This window comes from Ruegeria sp. YS9, from assembly GCF_024628725.1.
GTDB lineage: Bacteria > Pseudomonadota > Alphaproteobacteria > Rhodobacterales > Rhodobacteraceae > Ruegeria > Ruegeria atlantica_C.
Map to the genome: position 1 here is coordinate 730,741 of NZ_CP102410.1, position 17,420 is coordinate 748,160.

At 58.3% G+C, this 17,420-nt stretch carries 16 protein-coding genes; 7 read left to right on the forward strand and 9 right to left on the reverse strand.

The window, feature by feature from the left end; all coding sequences use genetic code 11:
• The first annotated feature begins 1 nt into the window (after window position 1).
• The 4 genes from NOR97_RS19645 (at window position 2) to NOR97_RS19660 (ending at window position 5,331) form a co-directional block, all read left to right on the forward strand.
• Window positions 2-1,027 (forward strand): proline racemase family protein, encoded by a 1,026-nt coding sequence (locus NOR97_RS19645; protein WP_171118201.1) that lies wholly within the window; start codon window positions 2-4, stop codon window positions 1,025-1,027.
• Between the two features lie 189 nt (window positions 1,028-1,216).
• Window positions 1,217-1,897 carry a GntR family transcriptional regulator gene (locus tag NOR97_RS19650; protein WP_257601159.1) on the forward strand — a complete coding sequence of 227 codons (681 nt, stop codon included), beginning with the start codon at window positions 1,217-1,219 and terminating at the stop codon, window positions 1,895-1,897.
• Between the two features lie 72 nt (window positions 1,898-1,969).
• Window positions 1,970-3,484: an aldehyde dehydrogenase (NADP(+)) gene (locus NOR97_RS19655; RefSeq protein WP_257601160.1), complete on the forward strand. Its 1,515-nt coding sequence runs from the start codon at window positions 1,970-1,972 to the stop codon at window positions 3,482-3,484.
• 332 nt (window positions 3,485-3,816) lie between these two features.
• Window positions 3,817-5,331: a malonyl-CoA synthase gene (locus NOR97_RS19660; RefSeq protein ID WP_257601161.1), complete on the forward strand. Its 1,515-nt coding sequence runs from the start codon at window positions 3,817-3,819 to the stop codon at window positions 5,329-5,331.
• A gap of 86 nt (window positions 5,332-5,417) precedes the next feature.
• Here NOR97_RS19660 and katG read toward each other — a convergent pair whose 3' ends face one another.
• Window positions 5,418-7,598: a catalase/peroxidase HPI gene (gene katG / locus NOR97_RS19665; RefSeq protein ID WP_257601162.1), complete on the reverse strand. Its 2,181-nt coding sequence runs from the start codon at window positions 7,596-7,598 to the stop codon at window positions 5,418-5,420.
• Window positions 7,599-7,705: 107 nt separating this feature from the next.
• Between katG and NOR97_RS19670 the strand changes: the two genes are divergently transcribed.
• Window positions 7,706-8,638 (forward strand): hydrogen peroxide-inducible genes activator, encoded by a 933-nt coding sequence (locus NOR97_RS19670; protein ID WP_257601163.1) that lies wholly within the window; start codon window positions 7,706-7,708, stop codon window positions 8,636-8,638.
• Window positions 8,639-8,688: 50 nt separating this feature from the next.
• Here NOR97_RS19670 and NOR97_RS19675 read toward each other — a convergent pair whose 3' ends face one another.
• Entirely contained in the window at window positions 8,689-9,270 is a 582-nt protein-coding gene (locus NOR97_RS19675) for a carboxymuconolactone decarboxylase family protein (protein WP_257601164.1), read from the reverse strand.
• A gap of 153 nt (window positions 9,271-9,423) precedes the next feature.
• On the opposite strand from NOR97_RS19675, the gene NOR97_RS19680 reads away from it, so the two are divergent.
• Window positions 9,424-10,527, forward strand: a complete 1,104-nt coding sequence (locus NOR97_RS19680) for a hypothetical protein (protein WP_257601165.1) — start codon at window positions 9,424-9,426, stop codon at window positions 10,525-10,527.
• A gap of 3 nt (window positions 10,528-10,530) precedes the next feature.
• Here the strand turns inward: NOR97_RS19680 and NOR97_RS19685 are convergent, their stop codons facing one another.
• Genes NOR97_RS19685 through NOR97_RS19700 form a run of 4 tightly spaced genes read right to left on the reverse strand, consistent with a single transcriptional unit; the run spans window position 10,531 to window position 13,441 of the window.
• Window positions 10,531-11,580, reverse strand: a complete 1,050-nt coding sequence (locus tag NOR97_RS19685; protein ID WP_257601166.1) for an aromatic ring-hydroxylating dioxygenase subunit alpha — start codon at window positions 11,578-11,580, stop codon at window positions 10,531-10,533.
• 5 nt (window positions 11,581-11,585) lie between these two features.
• A complete protein-coding gene (locus NOR97_RS19690) occupies window positions 11,586-11,921 on the reverse strand; it encodes a carboxymuconolactone decarboxylase family protein (RefSeq protein WP_171118220.1) in 336 nt (111 codons plus the stop codon).
• A gap of 11 nt (window positions 11,922-11,932) precedes the next feature.
• Entirely contained in the window at window positions 11,933-12,691 is a 759-nt protein-coding gene (locus tag NOR97_RS19695; protein WP_171118222.1) for an amino acid ABC transporter permease, read from the reverse strand.
• Between the two features lie 9 nt (window positions 12,692-12,700).
• Window positions 12,701-13,441 (reverse strand): amino acid ABC transporter ATP-binding protein, encoded by a 741-nt coding sequence (locus NOR97_RS19700; RefSeq protein WP_257601167.1) that lies wholly within the window; start codon window positions 13,439-13,441, stop codon window positions 12,701-12,703.
• A 121-nt stretch (window positions 13,442-13,562) separates the two neighbouring features.
• On the opposite strand from NOR97_RS19700, the gene NOR97_RS19705 reads away from it, so the two are divergent.
• Window positions 13,563-14,333: a transporter substrate-binding domain-containing protein gene (locus NOR97_RS19705; RefSeq protein WP_170345137.1), complete on the forward strand. Its 771-nt coding sequence runs from the start codon at window positions 13,563-13,565 to the stop codon at window positions 14,331-14,333.
• A 53-nt stretch (window positions 14,334-14,386) separates the two neighbouring features.
• Here the strand turns inward: NOR97_RS19705 and NOR97_RS19710 are convergent, their stop codons facing one another.
• The 3 genes from NOR97_RS19710 to NOR97_RS19720 all read right to left on the reverse strand — a co-directional run bounded on the left by NOR97_RS19710 (window position 14,387) and on the right by NOR97_RS19720 (window position 16,724).
• Entirely contained in the window at window positions 14,387-14,995 is a 609-nt protein-coding gene (locus NOR97_RS19710) for a helix-turn-helix domain-containing protein (protein ID WP_170345136.1), read from the reverse strand.
• A gap of 78 nt (window positions 14,996-15,073) precedes the next feature.
• The gene (locus tag NOR97_RS19715) at window positions 15,074-16,213 is read right to left on the reverse strand and encodes an aminotransferase class I/II-fold pyridoxal phosphate-dependent enzyme (RefSeq protein ID WP_170345135.1); all 1,140 of its coding nucleotides are present in this window, start codon (window positions 16,211-16,213) and stop codon (window positions 15,074-15,076) included.
• Window positions 16,214-16,253: 40 nt separating this feature from the next.
• Complete coding sequence (locus tag NOR97_RS19720) at window positions 16,254-16,724, reverse strand: DnaA N-terminal domain-containing protein (RefSeq protein ID WP_257601168.1); 471 nt, start codon at window positions 16,722-16,724, stop codon at window positions 16,254-16,256.
• Between the last annotated feature and the right edge of the window lie 696 nt (window positions 16,725-17,420).

Below are 17,420 nucleotides of genomic sequence, written 5' to 3' on the forward strand. Positions count from 1 at the left end.
CATGCGCAGCAGCAAAACCATACATGTGATCTCGGCCCATGCCGAAGGTGAGGTTGGAGATGTCATCGTCGGAGGCGTCGCCCCACCGCCGGGCGACACTCTCTGGGATCAGCGAAGCTTCATTGCGCAGGACCAGACACTGCGCAACTTTGTTCTCAACGAGCCGCGCGGCGGTGTGTTCCGGCATGTCAACCTTCTGGTTCCGCCAAAACACCCCGAGGCGGACGCCGCCTGGATCATCATGGAACCCGAAGACACGCCGCCCATGTCGGGGTCTAACTCGATCTGTGTCTCAACCGTGTTGCTGGATGGCGGGATCATTCCGATGAAAGAGCCGGAAACCCATATGGTGCTCGAGGCACCGGGCGGGCTGGTCCGGGTGCGTGCGGAATGCCGCGATGGCAAGGCGCGGCGCATCTTCGTCCAGAACCTGCCCAGCTTTGCCGACAAGCTGTCGGTCCCGCTCGAGGTATCCGGACTGGGCACGATCACGGTAGATACCGCTTATGGCGGCGACAGCTTCGTGGTCGTCGATGCGCAGACGCTTGGGTTTGCAATCGTCGATAATGAGGCCCGCGACATAGCCCGGTTGGGGGTAAAGATCACAAACGCCGCCAATGAACAGCTTGGGTTCTCTCATCCCGAGAACCCGGACTGGGATCATATATCGTTCTGCGCCTTTTGCGGCCCGCTGAGCGAGACGGAAACCGGTCTAAGCGGCAAGTCCGCCGTGGCGATCCAGCCGGGTAAGGTTGACCGTTCACCAACGGGTACCGCGGTGTCTGCCCGCATGGCGCTGATGGCGGCCAAGGGGGTGATGAAACCCGGCCAGACCTTCGACGCGGTTTCGATCATCGGATCACGATTTACCGGTCGGATCCTTGACACTGTGCAGATAGGTGGCCGCCCGGCAATCGTTCCTGAAATCAGCGGTCGCGGTTGGATCACCGGAATACATCAGCACATGCTGGACCCTGACGACCCGTGGCCCGGTGGGTATCGCCTGTCTGACACCTGGGGTGTTTGATGTCGGGAAACACATTATTCAGAGACGGAAAAGTCTGAAGATACGCGGGCTGGTTACGGATTCATAAGCAGATTCAGGCTTTTCCAGATCTCGGGCATGGGTCGAACATGGGTCGAAATCCAAGTTCGGCTTGGAAAAGTCGATGATTACGGGTAATTGTATCCAAAAAACCGTGGCGGGATATTGGACATGGCAGGGAAACGCGCGATCACGAAACAAAGCCTACCGGACGTTATCGCAAATGATCTGCGTGAACGTATCCTGAGCGGCGAACTTGCCGAAGGTGAGACGATCCGGCAGGAAGCTCTGGCCGAGGAATATGATGTCTCGCGCATGCCGATCCGCGAGGCGCTGAAGCGCCTGAATGCCGAAGGTCTGGTGCAATGGGCCAACAATCGCGGCGGCTCGGTGACCAAGCATTCCCTCGACGAAATCGGTGAAATCTTCGATCTTCGCATCCTGATCGAAGTGGATCTGTTTCGCCGGGCCATCCCGAATATGGGCCCAAGGGAATTTGCGCGTTGCGACGAGATTCTCAGGCAGATGGAAGCGTCATATGACGAAAATGACGTCGGCAAGTGGGGGATATTGAACTATCAATATCACTCGGCGCTTTATGCGGCGTCACAGCGGAAGCTGACCAACGAATTGCTGGACCGCGTCAACCTGCAATCGGATCGTTATGTAAGGATGCACCTGAGCGTGATGAAACAGCGCGAACCCGCAAAAAAGGAACATCGTGATCTGTTGCGGCTGGCGCAGGAAGGCAATGTGGACAAAGCCTGCGAGGTCTTGGCCCAGCATATTCGCCGGACCAAGGAACAGCTTCTGGAAATGATCGCCTCGAAGCGCGGGACAGACGAACCCTAGGGCGGTCTTGCATGTCCTGCCATTTTGGATACATTATCCATTAATCTGGACATCCCGAATTACGAGGCCCAAATGACCTTTACCCCGCATGGCAAGCATCTGATCGCCGGCAACTGGCTTGCTGGTGACGATTTCTTTGCATCACAACCCGCACATGGGCCATCGCATGACTTTTCGAAAGGTCGCATTTCAGACGTCGACGCCGCTGCGCAGGCCGCGGAAGAGGCGTTTTGGAGTTATGGCTATTCCACTCGGGAAGAACGCGCCGCCTTTCTGAACTCCATTGCCGACGAGATCGAAGCGCGCGCCGATGCAATCACCGAGATTGGCACTCAGGAAACCGGCCTGCCCGAGGCTCGGCTGCAAGGTGAGCGGGGCCGCACGTCGGGGCAGCTGAGGCTGTTCGCAACGCATATCCTCAGCGGCGATTATCTGGACCGGCGCCACGACAGCGCACTGCCGGACCGTTCCCCCCTGCCCCGGCCCGATCTGAAGATGATCCAGCGCCCGATCGGCCCGGTCGCGGTGTTCGGCGCATCAAATTTCCCGCTGGCATTTTCCACCGCCGGGGGGGACACCGCCGCCGCACTGGCTGCCGGCTGCCCGGTTGTCGTCAAAGGCCACGGCGCCCATCCGGGCACCGGCGAGATCATCGCCGAAGCCATCCTTGCGGCCATCCGCCGTTGCAACATTCATCCCGGCGTTTTCAGCTTGATCCAGAACGGCGGCCCGGCTGTGGGTTCTGCCTTGGTGCAGCACCCTCTGATCAAGGCGGTCGGGTTCACCGGATCGCTTGCGGGCGGCCGCGCCCTGTTCGACCTGTGCGCCGCGCGCCCCGAACCAATTCCGTTTTTTGGCGAGCTTGGATCGGTCAATCCCATGTTCATTCTGGATGCGGCACTGACAAACCGGGGTGAAGACATCGCCAAAGGCTGGGCCGGCTCGCTGACGATGGGCGCTGGTCAGTTCTGCACCAACCCGGGCGTCGTCGTGATGCCCGCAGGTGAAGCAACGGACCGTTTCGCCGAGATCGCACAGGCCGCATTGACCGAAGTTCCGGCGCAGACCATGCTGACCGACGGCATCGCCAAAGCCTATCGCAACGGTCAGGCCCGTGTTGCTGAAACCGCTGGCGTTCACGAGGTTCTGGCTTCGACATGCGATCAGCGCAATGCAACCCCTTTCCTTTACCGAACAAGCGCCGCAACCTGGCTGGCCAACACATCCCTCGCGGAAGAGGTGTTCGGCCCGCTGGGCATCATCGTGACCGCCGAGACATCCGACGAAATGCACGATGTCGCGCGCGGATTGCACGGGCAGCTGACCTGCACCCTGCATATGGACGAGGCCGACATGGGCATGGCGCGGTCCCTGCTGCCGATCCTTGAACGCAAAGCCGGGCGCGTGTTGGCCAATGGCTTCCCCACGGGGGTCGAGGTATGTGACAGCATGGTCCATGGCGGTCCCTACCCGGCTTCAACCAATTTCGGTGCCACATCCGTGGGCACATTGTCGATCCGACGTTTCTTGCGTCCTGTTTGCTATCAGAACCTGCCGGATGCCTTGCTGCCGGAACACTTCTCATAGGGAAATCAGTCGACACCCGCCGATACTCTGAAAGCACGATGCGCAGCAGGGTGTCGGCGGTTGTAACTGCCAAGCGACAGGGGAAGGAGGCACATGCCCCCGGATCCAATTGCACAGTTTCATTTGGGTAACAGTGCTTTTGATCAATCGGTTCATGGGAACGCAATCACGGCCCGATCCGTTGGCACCATGGTCAACTACCTGTATGAATTGACCCGTGTTGCCCAATACCATGAACAATTCACCAATACCCATGAGATGATCGCCTCATTCGAGATCCATTTCCTCGCTGCATCCACCTCTCTCTCCATACTTCAAGAAAGGTAAACCTGATGGCCAACCCCCTCTATGACGGCCTGTTCGGCATTCATGCTGGCAAAGGCACACCTTTTTTGCGGCTGCTGGACGGGACAACGATTTCCCATCAGGACTTTCTAGGCAAAGCGGCGCAGATTGCACATGTGGCCAAGCATCTAGGCCTGAATCCCGGTGATCGCGTTGCGGCGCAGGTTGCGAAGTCACCCGAGGCGCTGGCGCTTTATGCTGCCTGCGCCCAGGCCGGTCTGGTGTTCCTGCCCCTGAATACGGCCTACACGGTCGATGAATTGACCTATTTCATTGAAAACAGCGGGGCCGCGCTGATTATCTGCGACACCGAAAGTGAGGAAAAACTCACCCCTGTCGGCGCGCAGCTGGGCACCCGGGTAGAGACGCTGAACGCGGATGGCAGCGGGTCTCTGACAGATCTGGCCGCGACCATGCCGACACGTTTCGAAACCGTCCCCCGCGATGGCGAGGACCTGGCTGCGTTCCTCTATACATCGGGAACCACAGGCCGGTCCAAGGGGGCCATGCTGACCCAGAACAATCTGCTGTCGAACGCCCGGACACTGGTCAGGGAATGGCGCTTCAACTCGCAGGATGTACTGCTGCATGCCCTGCCGATCTTTCACACCCACGGGCTGTTCGTCGCGACCAATATCATGCTGGCTGCGGGTGGATGCATGATCTGGCTGCCCAAATTCGATCTGGACCAGATCATCGACAATTTGCCCTGTGCCACGTCGATGATGGGCGTCCCAACCTTCTATACGCGCCTGTTGGACGACCCGCGTTTTACCAGGGAACTGGCCACCCATATGCGCCTGTTCGTATCGGGATCGGCACCGCTGCGGGCGGAAACCCATGTGCAGTTCGAAAAACGAACGGGGCATCGCATCCTTGAACGCTATGGCATGACTGAAACCAACATGAACACGTCAAACCCGTATGACGGCGAGCGGCGCGCCGGAACGGTCGGGCACCCGCTGCCCGGGGTCGAACTGAAGATCTGTGATTCAGACGGCAATACCCTGCCTGCGGGCGAGATCGGCACAATTGAAGTGCGCGGGCCCAACGTCTTCAAAGGGTATTGGCAGATGCCTGAAAAAACCGCTGCCGAACTGCGCGACAACGGCTTTTTCATCACCGGTGATCTGGGCCGCATCGACGAGGATGGCTACGTCCATATCGTTGGTCGCAACAAGGATCTGATCATCTCGGGCGGTTACAACATCTACCCAAAAGAGATCGAGATGGTTCTCGATGATCAACCCGGTGTTCTGGAAAGCGCCGTGATCGGCGTGCCGCATCCCGATTTCGGTGAAACGGTTGTTGGTGTCATCGTGGCAGAGCCCGGCCAGACCCCTGATCCGGATGCGATAACGGGCGCGGTCCACGAAAGTCTGGCCCGGTTCAAGCATCCGCGCAAGCTGATCGTTCTGGATGAGCTGCCCCGCAACACGATGGGCAAGGTTCAAAAGAACATTCTGCGTGACCGATACAAAGACCTCTTCATGACCGTATGAGTGGGTCTCGGCACAGCGGGGATCAGCGGATGCAGCCCCTGAAAAGAAAACCAGGCGAGGGTGTCCTCGCCTGATTTATTCATGAGTCAGGCAACCAGATCGAACCGGTCGTTGTTCATGATCTTGGTCCATGCCGCCACAAAGTCGCGCACGAACTTCTCGGCATTGTCGTCCTGAGCGTAGACCTCAGCATAGCTGCGCAGGATCGAGTTCGAGCCGAAGACCAGATCTGCGCTGGTTGCGGTGAACTTGACCTCACCCGAGGCGCGGTCGCGCAGCTCATAGGTGCCTCCGTCAACCGGATGCCAGCTCAGCGACATATCCGTCAGGTTGACGAAAAAGTCGGTTGTCAGCTGGCCCACCCGGTCAGTGAAGACACCATGCGGCGATCCGCCATGGTTGGCACCCAGCACACGCAGACCACCGACCAGAACGGTCATCTCGGCCGCAGTCAGACCCAGCAGTTGCGCACGATCCAGCATCATTGCCTCTGGCGAGACCGCGTATTCCTTCAGCTGCCAGTTGCGGAACCCGTCCGCCAGCGGCTCAAGTACCGAGAAACTGTCCACATCGGTCTGCTCGTCCGACGCGTCGCCGCGACCGGCCGAGAACGGAACCGCCACGTCAAAGCCTGCGGCCTTGATCGCCTGCTCCAGCCCGACATTGCCCGCCAGAACGATCACGTCGGCAATCGAGGCACCGGTTTCAGCCGCGATCGGTTCCAGCACACCCAGCACTTTTGCCAGACGCTCTGGCTCGTTGCCTGCCCAGTCCTTTTGCGGCGCCAGTCGGATGCGCGCCCCATTTGCGCCACCGCGCTTGTCCGAGCCACGGAAGGTGCGGGCACTGTCCCAGGCGGTGGTGATCATCTCGACCGCGGTCAGGCCGCTGTCTGCGATCTTGGCCTTGACGGCATCAATGTCATAATCTGTCGAACCAGCCGGGATCGGATCCTGCCAGATCAGGTCTTCTGACGGCACATCCGGGCCATAATAGTTGGCGCGCGGACCCATGTCGCGGTGAGTCAACTTGAACCAGGCACGTGCGAATGTATCGGCAAAATAGTCCGGATCCGCCATGAATTTCTGACAGATCGCGTTGTAGGTCGGGTCGACCTTCATCGCCATGTCCGCATCGGTCATCATCGGCATGCGACGAACAGTGGGGTCGGTCGGGTCGACCGGCTTTTCGTCTTCCGGCATGTCGACGGGCTGCCACTGATGGGCACCGGCGGGTGATTTGCCCAGCTCCCATTCATAGCCGAACAGATAGTCGAAATAGCCCATGTCAAATTTCAGGGGCTCTTTCGTCCACGCCCCTTCGATCCCCGAGGTAAAGGCATTGGCCGCTTTACCGTTCTGATCAGGGTTCTCCCATCCCAGACCCTGGCTGGACACGGGGCAGGCTTCGGGCTCGGCGCCGATATTGTCGCCTGGCATCGCACCATGGGCCTTGCCGACCGTATGACCACCGCAGGTCAACGCCGCGGTCTCTTCGTCATCCATCGCCATACGGGCAAAGGTCTCACGGATATGCAGCGCGGTTTTGGCCGGATCCGGATTGCCGTTCACGCCTTCGGGGTTCACATAGATCAGGCCCATATGCACCGCACCCAGAGGGTTTTCCAGCGTGCCGGGGGTTTCCAGATCGCCATAGCGATTCTCGGACGGGGCCAGCCACTGGTTTTCCGACCCCCAGTAAACATCTTTCTCGGGCCCCCAGATTTCTTCGCGACCAAACCCAAAGCCAAAGGTCTTCAGCCCCATGACTTCATAGGCCACCGTGCCCGACAGAACGATCAGGTCAGCCCAGGACAGCGCGTTGCCGTATTTCTTTTTCACCGGCCACAACAGACGCCGGGCTTTGTCCAGGCTTGCATTGTCCGGCCATGAATTCAGCGGCGCAAACCGGATGTTGCCCGAACCGGCGCCACCTCGACCATCCCCCAGACGGTAAGACCCGGCCGAGTGCCACGCCAGACGGATCATCAGGCCACCGTAGTGACCCCAGTCTGCCGGCCACCAGTCCTGACTGTCGGTCAGCAGCGCCTCGACATCGGCACGAACCGCCTTGAAGTCCAGGCCCTTGACCGCTTCTCGGTGATTGTAATCCGCATCCATCGGGTTGGTGCGCGTGTCGTGCTGGCTCAGAATGTCCAGGTTCAGCGAGTCCGGCCACCACTTGGTGACGGAATTGCCCGTTCCAGTATTGCCGCCATGCATGACGGGGCAGCCGCCGGATTGATGATTGTGGGGGGTACCGTCCATTGTAAATCTCCTGAGTATTTACCTAGGGGTTCAGATATCTTGACTCGTACCGCACAGCTTCGATAATTGGAAATTTGTAATTACTATCGTTGCGATTAGTTTTTCATATGAAAACACTGACCCTCAAACACCTGCGCTATTTCGAGGCGCTCGCCACGCATGGCCACTTTGGCAAAGCGGCTGCGGCCAGTGCGATATCGCAGCCCGCGCTTTCCATACAAATCAAAGAGCTGGAAGCAATCATGGGTGGGCCGCTGGTCGAACGCGCGGCCCGGCAAACCCGCCTGACAGCACTTGGCGAAGACGTGCTGAAACATGGCCGCGAAATCCTGACCCGAGTCGAGGATCTGGGGAAATTGGTGCAATCCCCCTCAGGCCCCCTGTCGGGCCGCATCAGAATCGGGGTCATTCCCACGGTTGCACCTTATCTGCTGCCCTCGATCATCAAAGCGTTGTCGCAGCGATTCCCACAACTGACCATTGAACCCAAGGAAACGATAACCAAGACGTTGATCGGTGAAATTCTGGATTCGAAACTGGATTTCGGCGTCGTTGCCCTGCCCGTCTCGGAACCCAACCTCCGAGAGTTCTCGCTGTTCAACGAAGATTTTCTGCTGGTTCGCCCGGCGCAGGATGCCAACCTGCCGATGCCAAGTTCGTCGCAGCTCAGAACCATGCGCCTGCTGTTGCTGGAAGAGGGGCATTGCTTCAGGGATCAGGCCCTGTCCTTCTGTTCGATCCGCAACATCGAACCGCAGCACATCATGGAGGGCAGTTCGCTTTCCACACTGGTTCAGATGGTCGGCGCCGGCATCGGTGTGACCCTGATACCGGAAATGGCGGTCGGGCTGGAAACCCGATCCGCGGATGTGTCCATTGCCCGGTTTCAGGACACGCCGCCGACACGGACGATCGGTCTGATCTGGCGAAAGACCAACCCGCTCAGCGAAAACCTATTGAAGATCGGCGCGATCATCCGCAAAACGGCCGAAGAAAACACGTGGGGCGTGAAGCTGCCACAGCCCGAAACAACCGGCTGACCCGCCTGAAACGATGTTCCACGGCACGGGGGCCAGACCGGCGCAACCCGTCAGGCGTCACCGGTGTAATAGCCGATCACATCATTCTCGGTCGTTGCCCCCAACCCGTTCAGCAACCGGTTTGAATAATTGAAATAGGCGCAGACCTGATTGACCTCCAGGATCTCGCCATCCTCACAGCCTGCAATCTTGAGCGCTTCGAAGTCGGACTTGACCATTTTGCCGACATCCGTCGTCAGCTTGGCGGCATAGCGCAGCAGCGCCAGTTCCCTGCCTTCGAATTCGTCCTCGGGCCGATGCGCCTTGAGCGCGACGAAAATCCGGTCGCTGCGCGGCTGGTCCTTCAGCAGGTTGCGCACGTTCATGAAGTGATGGGTCAGGGAATAGGTGCAATCGTTCAGGATCGAGGTATAGCTGGCGACAACTTCGAGGAACCAGAATGGCAACTGGTTGTCATCGGAATGCAGGACCGAACGGTACAGCGTCACATGCCCGTTCATCGTTTCGGGCCGCAATGAATGCACACGCATGACCGTGTCCACGGTGCCATGTGGGGTGCGGGCCTTGTCCAGCAGCTCTTTCAGGCGGCCCTCGGCCTTGTCGTCCGAGATCATCTCGATCCAAGCGCTCATTGCTGTGTCTCCTGTCTTGTTCGGGCTCAGCTTATGGACAAAGCCCACAGGCATGTCAGTTAATTTTTTTCCTAAGGTGAAATTTTTTCTGGATCACGGAAACGTGAAAGATGTAAAATACCAGCGCGGGGGAGTTGTTGAGGATCGACGCGAATGCACAATCCAGAGCTTATGGCAGGTGCCGAAAACCTGTTGTTCAGATGCGGCGGTCTGACGGCGGGCGACCAGTTGCTTGTGGTCTGCGAAGATGCGGCCAACGGGTATTACGATGCCGAGATCACCGAGGCTATCGTGGACTGCGCGCGACAGAACCGGATCAAGACCGCAGTTCGAACCCTTGCATTCGATCCCATGGGTTCATCGCTGCCAGCGGATCTGAAAACGGCGATGGAAGCGGCGGATCGCACCTTGTTTCTGTCCCGCACCGGCGATCAGATTCGTTTCGACGCAGGAATGAGGGACGTTCGGCCCATCATGTCCTATGCGCTGGACGCCGGAATGCTGGCCTCGGGTTTCGGGCGCGCCAACTACACCGGGTTCGTTGAACTGAAAAACGCGGTCAACCGGCTGCTGGCCAATGCCGGGCATATCCACGTGACCTGCCCATTGGGCACCGACTTCGCGGGCCCCGGCGCCGCCTTCCCCCCAGCAGGTGCCGCGGATGTCAGCGTGGCGCGTTTTCCGATGTCGGTCTTTGCCCCGGTTCCCGCGCAGGGGTTTTCCGGAGTACTGGTTCAGGACGGGTTTCTGGTCGGCACCGGTTCGAAATTCTACGAACCATACGGCTGTGACCTGCGCGAACCGCTGACCATACGGTTCGAAAACAACCGCCTGACCGGCTTTGAGGGCCATCCCATGGATGTGCATTGCGCGCAGATGCATTACGAAAAAGTCGGCAAGATGTTCGACCTTGACCCCCTGACCATGCATTCCTGGCACGCAGGCATCCACCCGGGCTGCGCCTACACGACCCCGGCCCGAAGCAATTTTGAACGTTGGAGCGGGTCGGCCTTTGGCAATCCACGCCTGCTGCACTTTCACACATGCGGGCATTATGCGCCGGGTGAGATTTCGCTGAACGTGCTGGACCCGACGATCCGCGTGGATGGCGTTGCGATCTGGGATGCCGGTGTTCTCCGGGCCGATCTGTTGCCCGGTGGGGCTGAAATTCTCGACCGGTACCCCTGCATCAAAGCGGTTTTCGACGCCCCGGCCCGACACGTGGGCCAGGGCGCGAACGGGCGCTTGTCGGCCTGATGATCAGCCGGCCTGCTGCGCGATCAGCTTTGCAACCCGTGCGCGGAACCGCATCGCGCCTGCGTCCAGCCCGAGGTTGATATAGCCGGTCTTGCGCCGCGCCATGCCGGTCTGAACGTGTTCCAGAACCTCTTTGTCCTCGTTGAAGGCCATGACCGCGCCTTCGAACATGCGCTGCGACATGGCTGTGTCATCCGCGTGCATGTTGCGGTGCTGGAACCAGAAATACCGCGATGTTTCCGCATCGACCGGTGTGATGAAATTGTACGAAATATTCACAAAGGCATTGGGCGACAACGGCCGATCCGCCCCGCCTTCTCCGGCCGGAGTGTAAACGGACATGTTGATCGCAGTGGACGGCAGACGGCATTCGTAATGCTGCTTGCGGTCGCAACTTGGCCCGAACGGCAGTATCGGCGCATAGTAGGGCGGCGCGGGTTCACCCGCGATCCAGCGCGAAACAATGACGCCGCTTTCGGTTTCTTCAAGATCCAGCGGGCGGTTGTCGGTTCCCGCCCCGGCAAACGAGGTCAGATGCACCCAGGCCACATGGCTTGGATCCAGCAGGTTGTCGATAATGTAAAGGTAATGGCACGCCATCTCCATCGCGCCGGTCCCGGTCTTGCCCCAGGACGGGTTGTCGAAATTGGGGATGTCGATGATATCGCCTGTGCTGGCTTTATCCGGGTCCCCCATCCACAACCAAAGAAACCCCCAGCGGTCTTCGGCCGGGTACGCATGCACGGCGGCGCGGCGCGGAGGATTGTCCAGCTGTGTCGGGGCGCTGACACATTCACCGCCGCAGCCGAATGTCAGACCGTGATAGCCGCAAACCACATGATCCCCTTCGATGGTGCCCCGAGACAGCGGCAGCTTTCTATGCGGGCAAGCATCCTCCAACGCGATCGCTTTGCCCGCTGTGTCACGGTAGATCACGATCTCTTCGTCCAGCATTCGTACGGCGCTCAGGCTGCGGCCAAAATCCTCGGACCGTCCGGCGACGTACCAGCTGTTGCGAATAAACCCCTCTGCTCCGGCCAGATCAGGACGCATGTTTCTTACTCCGAAAACTCGTCAAAAGCCCTGAGCGCCTTGGCGCTGTAGGCATAGGACGGCCCGCCGCCCATATAGGTGGCCATGGCCAATGCCTCGCACATCTGAGCGCGGGTGGCGCCCAGTCGAACCAGCGAACGCACGTGGAATCCGATGCAGCTGTCGCAGCGGGTCGCAATCGCAATGCCGAGCGCCATGAACTCCTTGGTCTTCTCGCTCAGCGCCCCGTCAGTCTTAGCCGCCTTGCCCATGATGCCAAAGCCGCGCACGGTTTCCGGCACTTCTTTCGAGAAGGTTCCGATATTGGCCTCGGTCTCGGCCATGAAATCTTTCCAGTTCATGTCTTCACTCCTTATCCGCGCTCATCCGCGCCCATGCGACGCTCCAGCCAGCGCACCCCGGCCGAGATGATCAAAACCAGGATCAGGTATTCGAAAATCAGCAGGGTATAGATTTCCAGCGGGCGGTATTCCGTCACCACCAATTCATTCGCACGGCGGGTCAGTTCCTGCATCCCGATGACGCTGGCAAAGGCGCTCATCTTGACGATGTAGATGAACTGGTTTGCCAAAGGCGGCAGAATGCGCCGGATCGCCTGCGGCAGAATCACATAGCGCATGGTCTGCACATAGTTCAGCCCGATGGTCTGCGCCGCCTCGCGCTGTCCACGCGCAATGGATTGAATACCTGCGCGATAGATCTCGGCCGTAAAGGCGCTGTCTGAAATCGCCAGCGTTATGATCGCCCCCCAGAAGGGATCGATGGGGATGTTCAGACCCATCGACTGAAACACGATGGGCAAGCCGTAAAACACCCAGAACAGCATCGGCAACAGGGGAATGGCGCGGATGAACTCCACGTAAACCCGGTTCACAACCCGCCAGCCACGTTTTTCGGACAATCCCGGCAGGGCGACCAGCAATCCGATGACGATCGACAGAACGGCGGCGATCAGGGAAATCTGGATCGTCGCGCCCATCCCCGAGATCAGGAATTTCACATTGGTCCAACCCGAGGCCGTCGTCGGATCGATGACGTACCAGCCCCAGGTCTGCGACGACGAACAGCCTGCCAGCAGAAGCAGAGGCAATATGAGAAGAAGTTTTTTCATCGGCCCCTCTCAGTGTTGCAGGATCTGGGACAGGAATTTGCGACACCGATCGGACTGAGGATCGGTGAAGAAATGTTCGGGCTTGCCTTCTTCGACGATTTCACCGGCATCCATGAAGATCATCTTGTCGGCCACCTTTCGGGCAAACCCCATCTCATGCGTGACAACCACCATGGTCATCCCCTCATTGGCCAACTCGACCATCACGTCCAACACTTCCGAGATCATCTCAGGGTCCAGTGCCGAAGTGGGTTCGTCAAACAGCAGAACGCGCGGCTCCATGCACAGGGATCGCGCTATGGCGACGCGTTGCTGCTGGCCGCCCGACAACTGAATGGGCTTTTTGTCGGCCTGATCGGGAATGTGCACCCGATCCAGATAGTGACGCGCTTTTTCCTCTGCCTCTTTGCGGCCGAGACCGCGGGCCTTGACCGGGCCCAAAGTCAGGTTCTCCAACACGGTCAGATGCGGGAACAGGTTGAACTGCTGGAACACCATGCCGACCTCGGATCGGATCCTGGCCACGGATTTTGCGTCATCCGTCAACTCGATCCCATCTACGCGGATGGTGCCTTTCTGGTGCTTCTCCAACTGGTTGATACATCGCACAACGGTGGATTTTCCAGACCCAGAAGGCCCGCAAATCACCACCTTTTCGCCGCTGTCGACCGTCAGATTGATGTCCTTGAGAACGTGAAACGTGTCGAACCACTTGTTCACGCCCACAAGTTCGATTGCGGCGTCTGGCATAAGATGAACTGCCCCTGTTTTAGTCCCAGTATAATATTTTCTTGAGGTTATCTTTCCCTTTGGGCTTAAATCAATGAAGAATACCGCCACAAGGTCGAAACGCCACCAACGGGAGAAACCTATGAACACTTTTTGGAAAGCTGCGGCAGCCGCTGCGCTTGGGCTTGTATTGTCAGGCGCAGCGCAGGCGCAATCTGCACTGAACGAGGTGCTGGATTCCGGCGTGCTCAAGGTTGGCACCACGGGCGATTGGAATCCCATGTCGCTCCGCGACCCAGCGACCAACAGCTACAAAGGGTATGATATCGACATCATGAACGAGCTGGCCGCCGATCTGGGGGTCGAGGTCGAATATGTCCCCACCGACTGGAAAACACTGGTCAACGGTGTGGTGGCAGGCAAGTATCACCTGACCGGATCGGCATCGATTTCACCGCCGCGCATGAAGGTCGCGGGCTTTTCCGACAGCTATATTTCGGTGGAGCTCTTCCCCTATACCACCAAAGACAAGGCCGACAAATTCGACGGTTATGACTCGATCAACCAGCCCGGAGTAAAAGTCGCGACCACCCTGGGCACAACGTTCGAAAAACGCGTCCGCGAATGGTTCCCGAACGCAGATATCAAGGTGGTCGAGGCCCCGGCCCGCGGTTTTCAGGAAGTAATCGCAGGACGCGCGGATGTCTTCATCACGTCGAACATCGAAGGCTCGACCCTCGAGGCGAAGTTTCCGGTGGTACGCGTAAAGAACGCAGGCCCGCGCTCGCCGTCACCCATCGCGATGATCCTGCCACAGGCCGATCAGGTGTGGATCAACTACGTGAACAACTGGATCGAAGTCAAAAAGGCGCAAGGGTTCTTCGAGGAAAACCGCAAGAAATGGGGTCTCTGACTCGTCTCGGATCACCTTGATTCCCAAACGCCCGGCCCGGTCGCCGGGCGTTTTCAATTGTCGCCCGAAACGGCTTTGGCAACCACAGTGACAAAGGTGACCGTGTCAGTTTTCAACTCCAACGGCCCATGAGTGGCGTTTGAATCAAAACTCAGACTGTCTCCCGGCCGCATGTGATACGCGGCTTCACCGCAGCCATAGACCATCTCGCCGGCGGTGACGTGGATGAATTCGACACCCTGATGTTGGTAAAGCGGGCGTTCGTCCAAGGGACCTTCCAAAGTAACGCTGAAACTCTCGAAACTGACATGTTTCGCTTCCGCCCGACCGATCAGCTTGTAACTGTGCCCGAAACCGGTGCCCAACCGTTGCACGGTTACACCTTCGCCTGCGGCCACAAATGACACATCCGTGCGTTCGACCGTACCCGCGAAAAAGTTGATCAGCGGAACGCCGATTCCGCCGGCCAGGGCCTCCAGCGTCGCCAGTGAAGCAGACACCTGACCGCGCTCGATCTTGGAAATCATCGCCGTGGATACGCCGGACCGCTGAGACAGTTCGGCTAGTGTCAACCCGGCCAGCGCGCGATGCGTTTTCACCGCGGACCCGACCAGGTGATCCAGCGGCGGTTTTTCGGTGGAAAGCACAGATGAATCTTCCATTTGCGAAGCCTATCGACACGTATGAAAAAGGCAAAAGAAATGTCACCGAACCACTTTCACCAGTTCGGCGGCAAACTCTCAGCCTCCGTTCAGAATGTCGCCTGTAAGATCATTCAACTTTGCCAACCCTGCCCGCAAATGATCTTCGGGCAGGGCCGAGCTGAACCGAAAATGGTTCTCGACCCCGAACCGCGACCCCGGAATGACCAGCACGTCTTTTTCGCGCAAAAGGCGCATGCTGAATTCCTCGGATGCGATCGGTAGATTGAACCGCACGAACGACATGGCCGACGCCTGAGGTGGTACAACGGAAAACACCCCCTGATGCCGCGCCAGCTCTTCCGTGAGAACGTCAAACCCCGTGCGGATCAGACGGCGCGCGCGGGCTTTCAACTTGGACCGTGCCGGTTCGGCAAGCGCCTTGTCCGCCAGTTCCATCGACAACATGGATGCTGCGATCGAGGCATATTCGTGCCGCCGCCAGCATTGTTGAATGATTTCTTCCGGCCCCACAAGCCACCCCAGCCTCAGCCCCGGAAGCCCATAGGCCTTGGACATGGAGTTCACCACAAGAACCCTGTCCGTCCTTCCCCAGAACGAAGGCGTTTCGGTATCACCTTCGCGCTCGGTTCCGGCATAAACTTCGTCCGAAACGATCCAGGCGCCAACGCGCTCGGCAGCCGACACGATACGCGCGCGGTCTGCTTCGGTCAGAATACGGCCCGTTGGATTGTTCGGATTGACCACATGGATGATGCGGGTCCTGTCATCGACGGCCCGTTCCAGCGCCTCTGCGTCAATGCCCCACCCTGCGGATTCGATCAGATCGACCCAGCGCACCTCGTTGCCGAGATTGGCGGCGTTTCCTGAAATCTGCTCATAGGTCGGTCGGAAACACACAACATTGTCGCCGGGCGCCAACAAGGTGTTGGCCACCAGCGTGTTCGCTTCGGTTGCCCCGACCGTGACCAATACCCCATCTGCCGAGGCCCCGGGATACAAGCCTGCGATGGTTTCGCGCAGGGATTGCTTTCCATTGACTTGCGGATAATCAATCATCGTTGTCAGCAGAGCGTCGAGATCAATCCGGGCAAGATCCATCAATCCCTGCAACGACATGGGATGAACACCGCTTTCCGAGAAATTGAAGACCACCCCGTGTTCCGTTTCGGACAGGAACTGTTCGACCCGAAATGGTTGGAAATCTCGGTTGATCATGACGCATCCTTTGCTCGGCCGTGCTGCGCACCTCGCAGCCTCAATCGGCTGCGTTTACTTGAACCGTTCTGATACTGGGATCGACGCGGCTGTAGGCGGCCAGCAACCGTGCCGTCCATTTCTGTGCAATGTAATCAGCCATGAACCGCGAGGGTGCAACCAGTATGACGCGCCCCCCTGCCCTTTCCGACTCGGACAGATGCTGGAACCAACTCGCCCACAACTCGGGATCGCGCCCGTGAAGAATTGACTGTACCTGCGACCAGATATCCTCGGGCTTGGCTTCGGGGGTGTTGATTTCAGGCCCCGGGGGTTTTGCCGCGAAAGGCACGACATTTGTAACGGTCTCGGAATCCTCGCTCATCCGGGCCTGGAAATCGGAACCTATGATCGGCCAGACCTCCTGCGTATCGATCATGATCTGTTTGAGGTCGATTTCATAGACCGCGACCCGGCCCCGTGCAGCAGGCCGTTTGACCGTTACCCAACCTAATGCGCGAAATCTGGCCATTTCGCGCTTTACAGTCCTTTCATTCACCGCCCAAAGGCGCGAAATTTCTTCGCGCCCAATCGATAATTCGTTGTTTTGCCAGTTATACCGTGTCGTAATCAATGCGATGATACGCAGTACGCTGCGCTGTCGATGCTTGTCACCCGACAACGCATAAATGGTGAGCGCAGATAGTATATCATATTTTAAGGCCGCCGCATTTCGCCCGACCGGTTTAGCCAGCTGCATACCCGTTCTCACCGCTCTGTCTGCCTCTGACGGGTGTGTCCCGCCGATCTTGCGCTGTTTGCCAACGCTTTTCGTCATCTTGGCCTAATTAGCGTCCAAAGCTTCGATTCTGTCAAGAAGAGTCTGAAACCGGTCAGAAAACTGCGCCAATCCAGATCAAAAAATAAAAGAAATCTGGTGAAGTATTGGTGATGGGGGACATTCAGGGTGACCCCTTATCAGCCTGTTATGTCCCCCCATATATCGTCGATCCAGGAAGATTGCCCCCCTAAATACGGTTGAGGGCCTGTTGCGAATCGTCACCCTTCATCCTGTGCGCCGCCGAATCGGCGATGGCCTTGCTGGGCCTTGTTTTCTTACCCGTGGGTAAGATTTGAGTTTCATCATATTTTCTTTTGCGTAAAGCGCAAATCGGGCGTAAATAAGAAACGAACAGAAATTTACGTTCCAAACAAAGAGACATGAGGC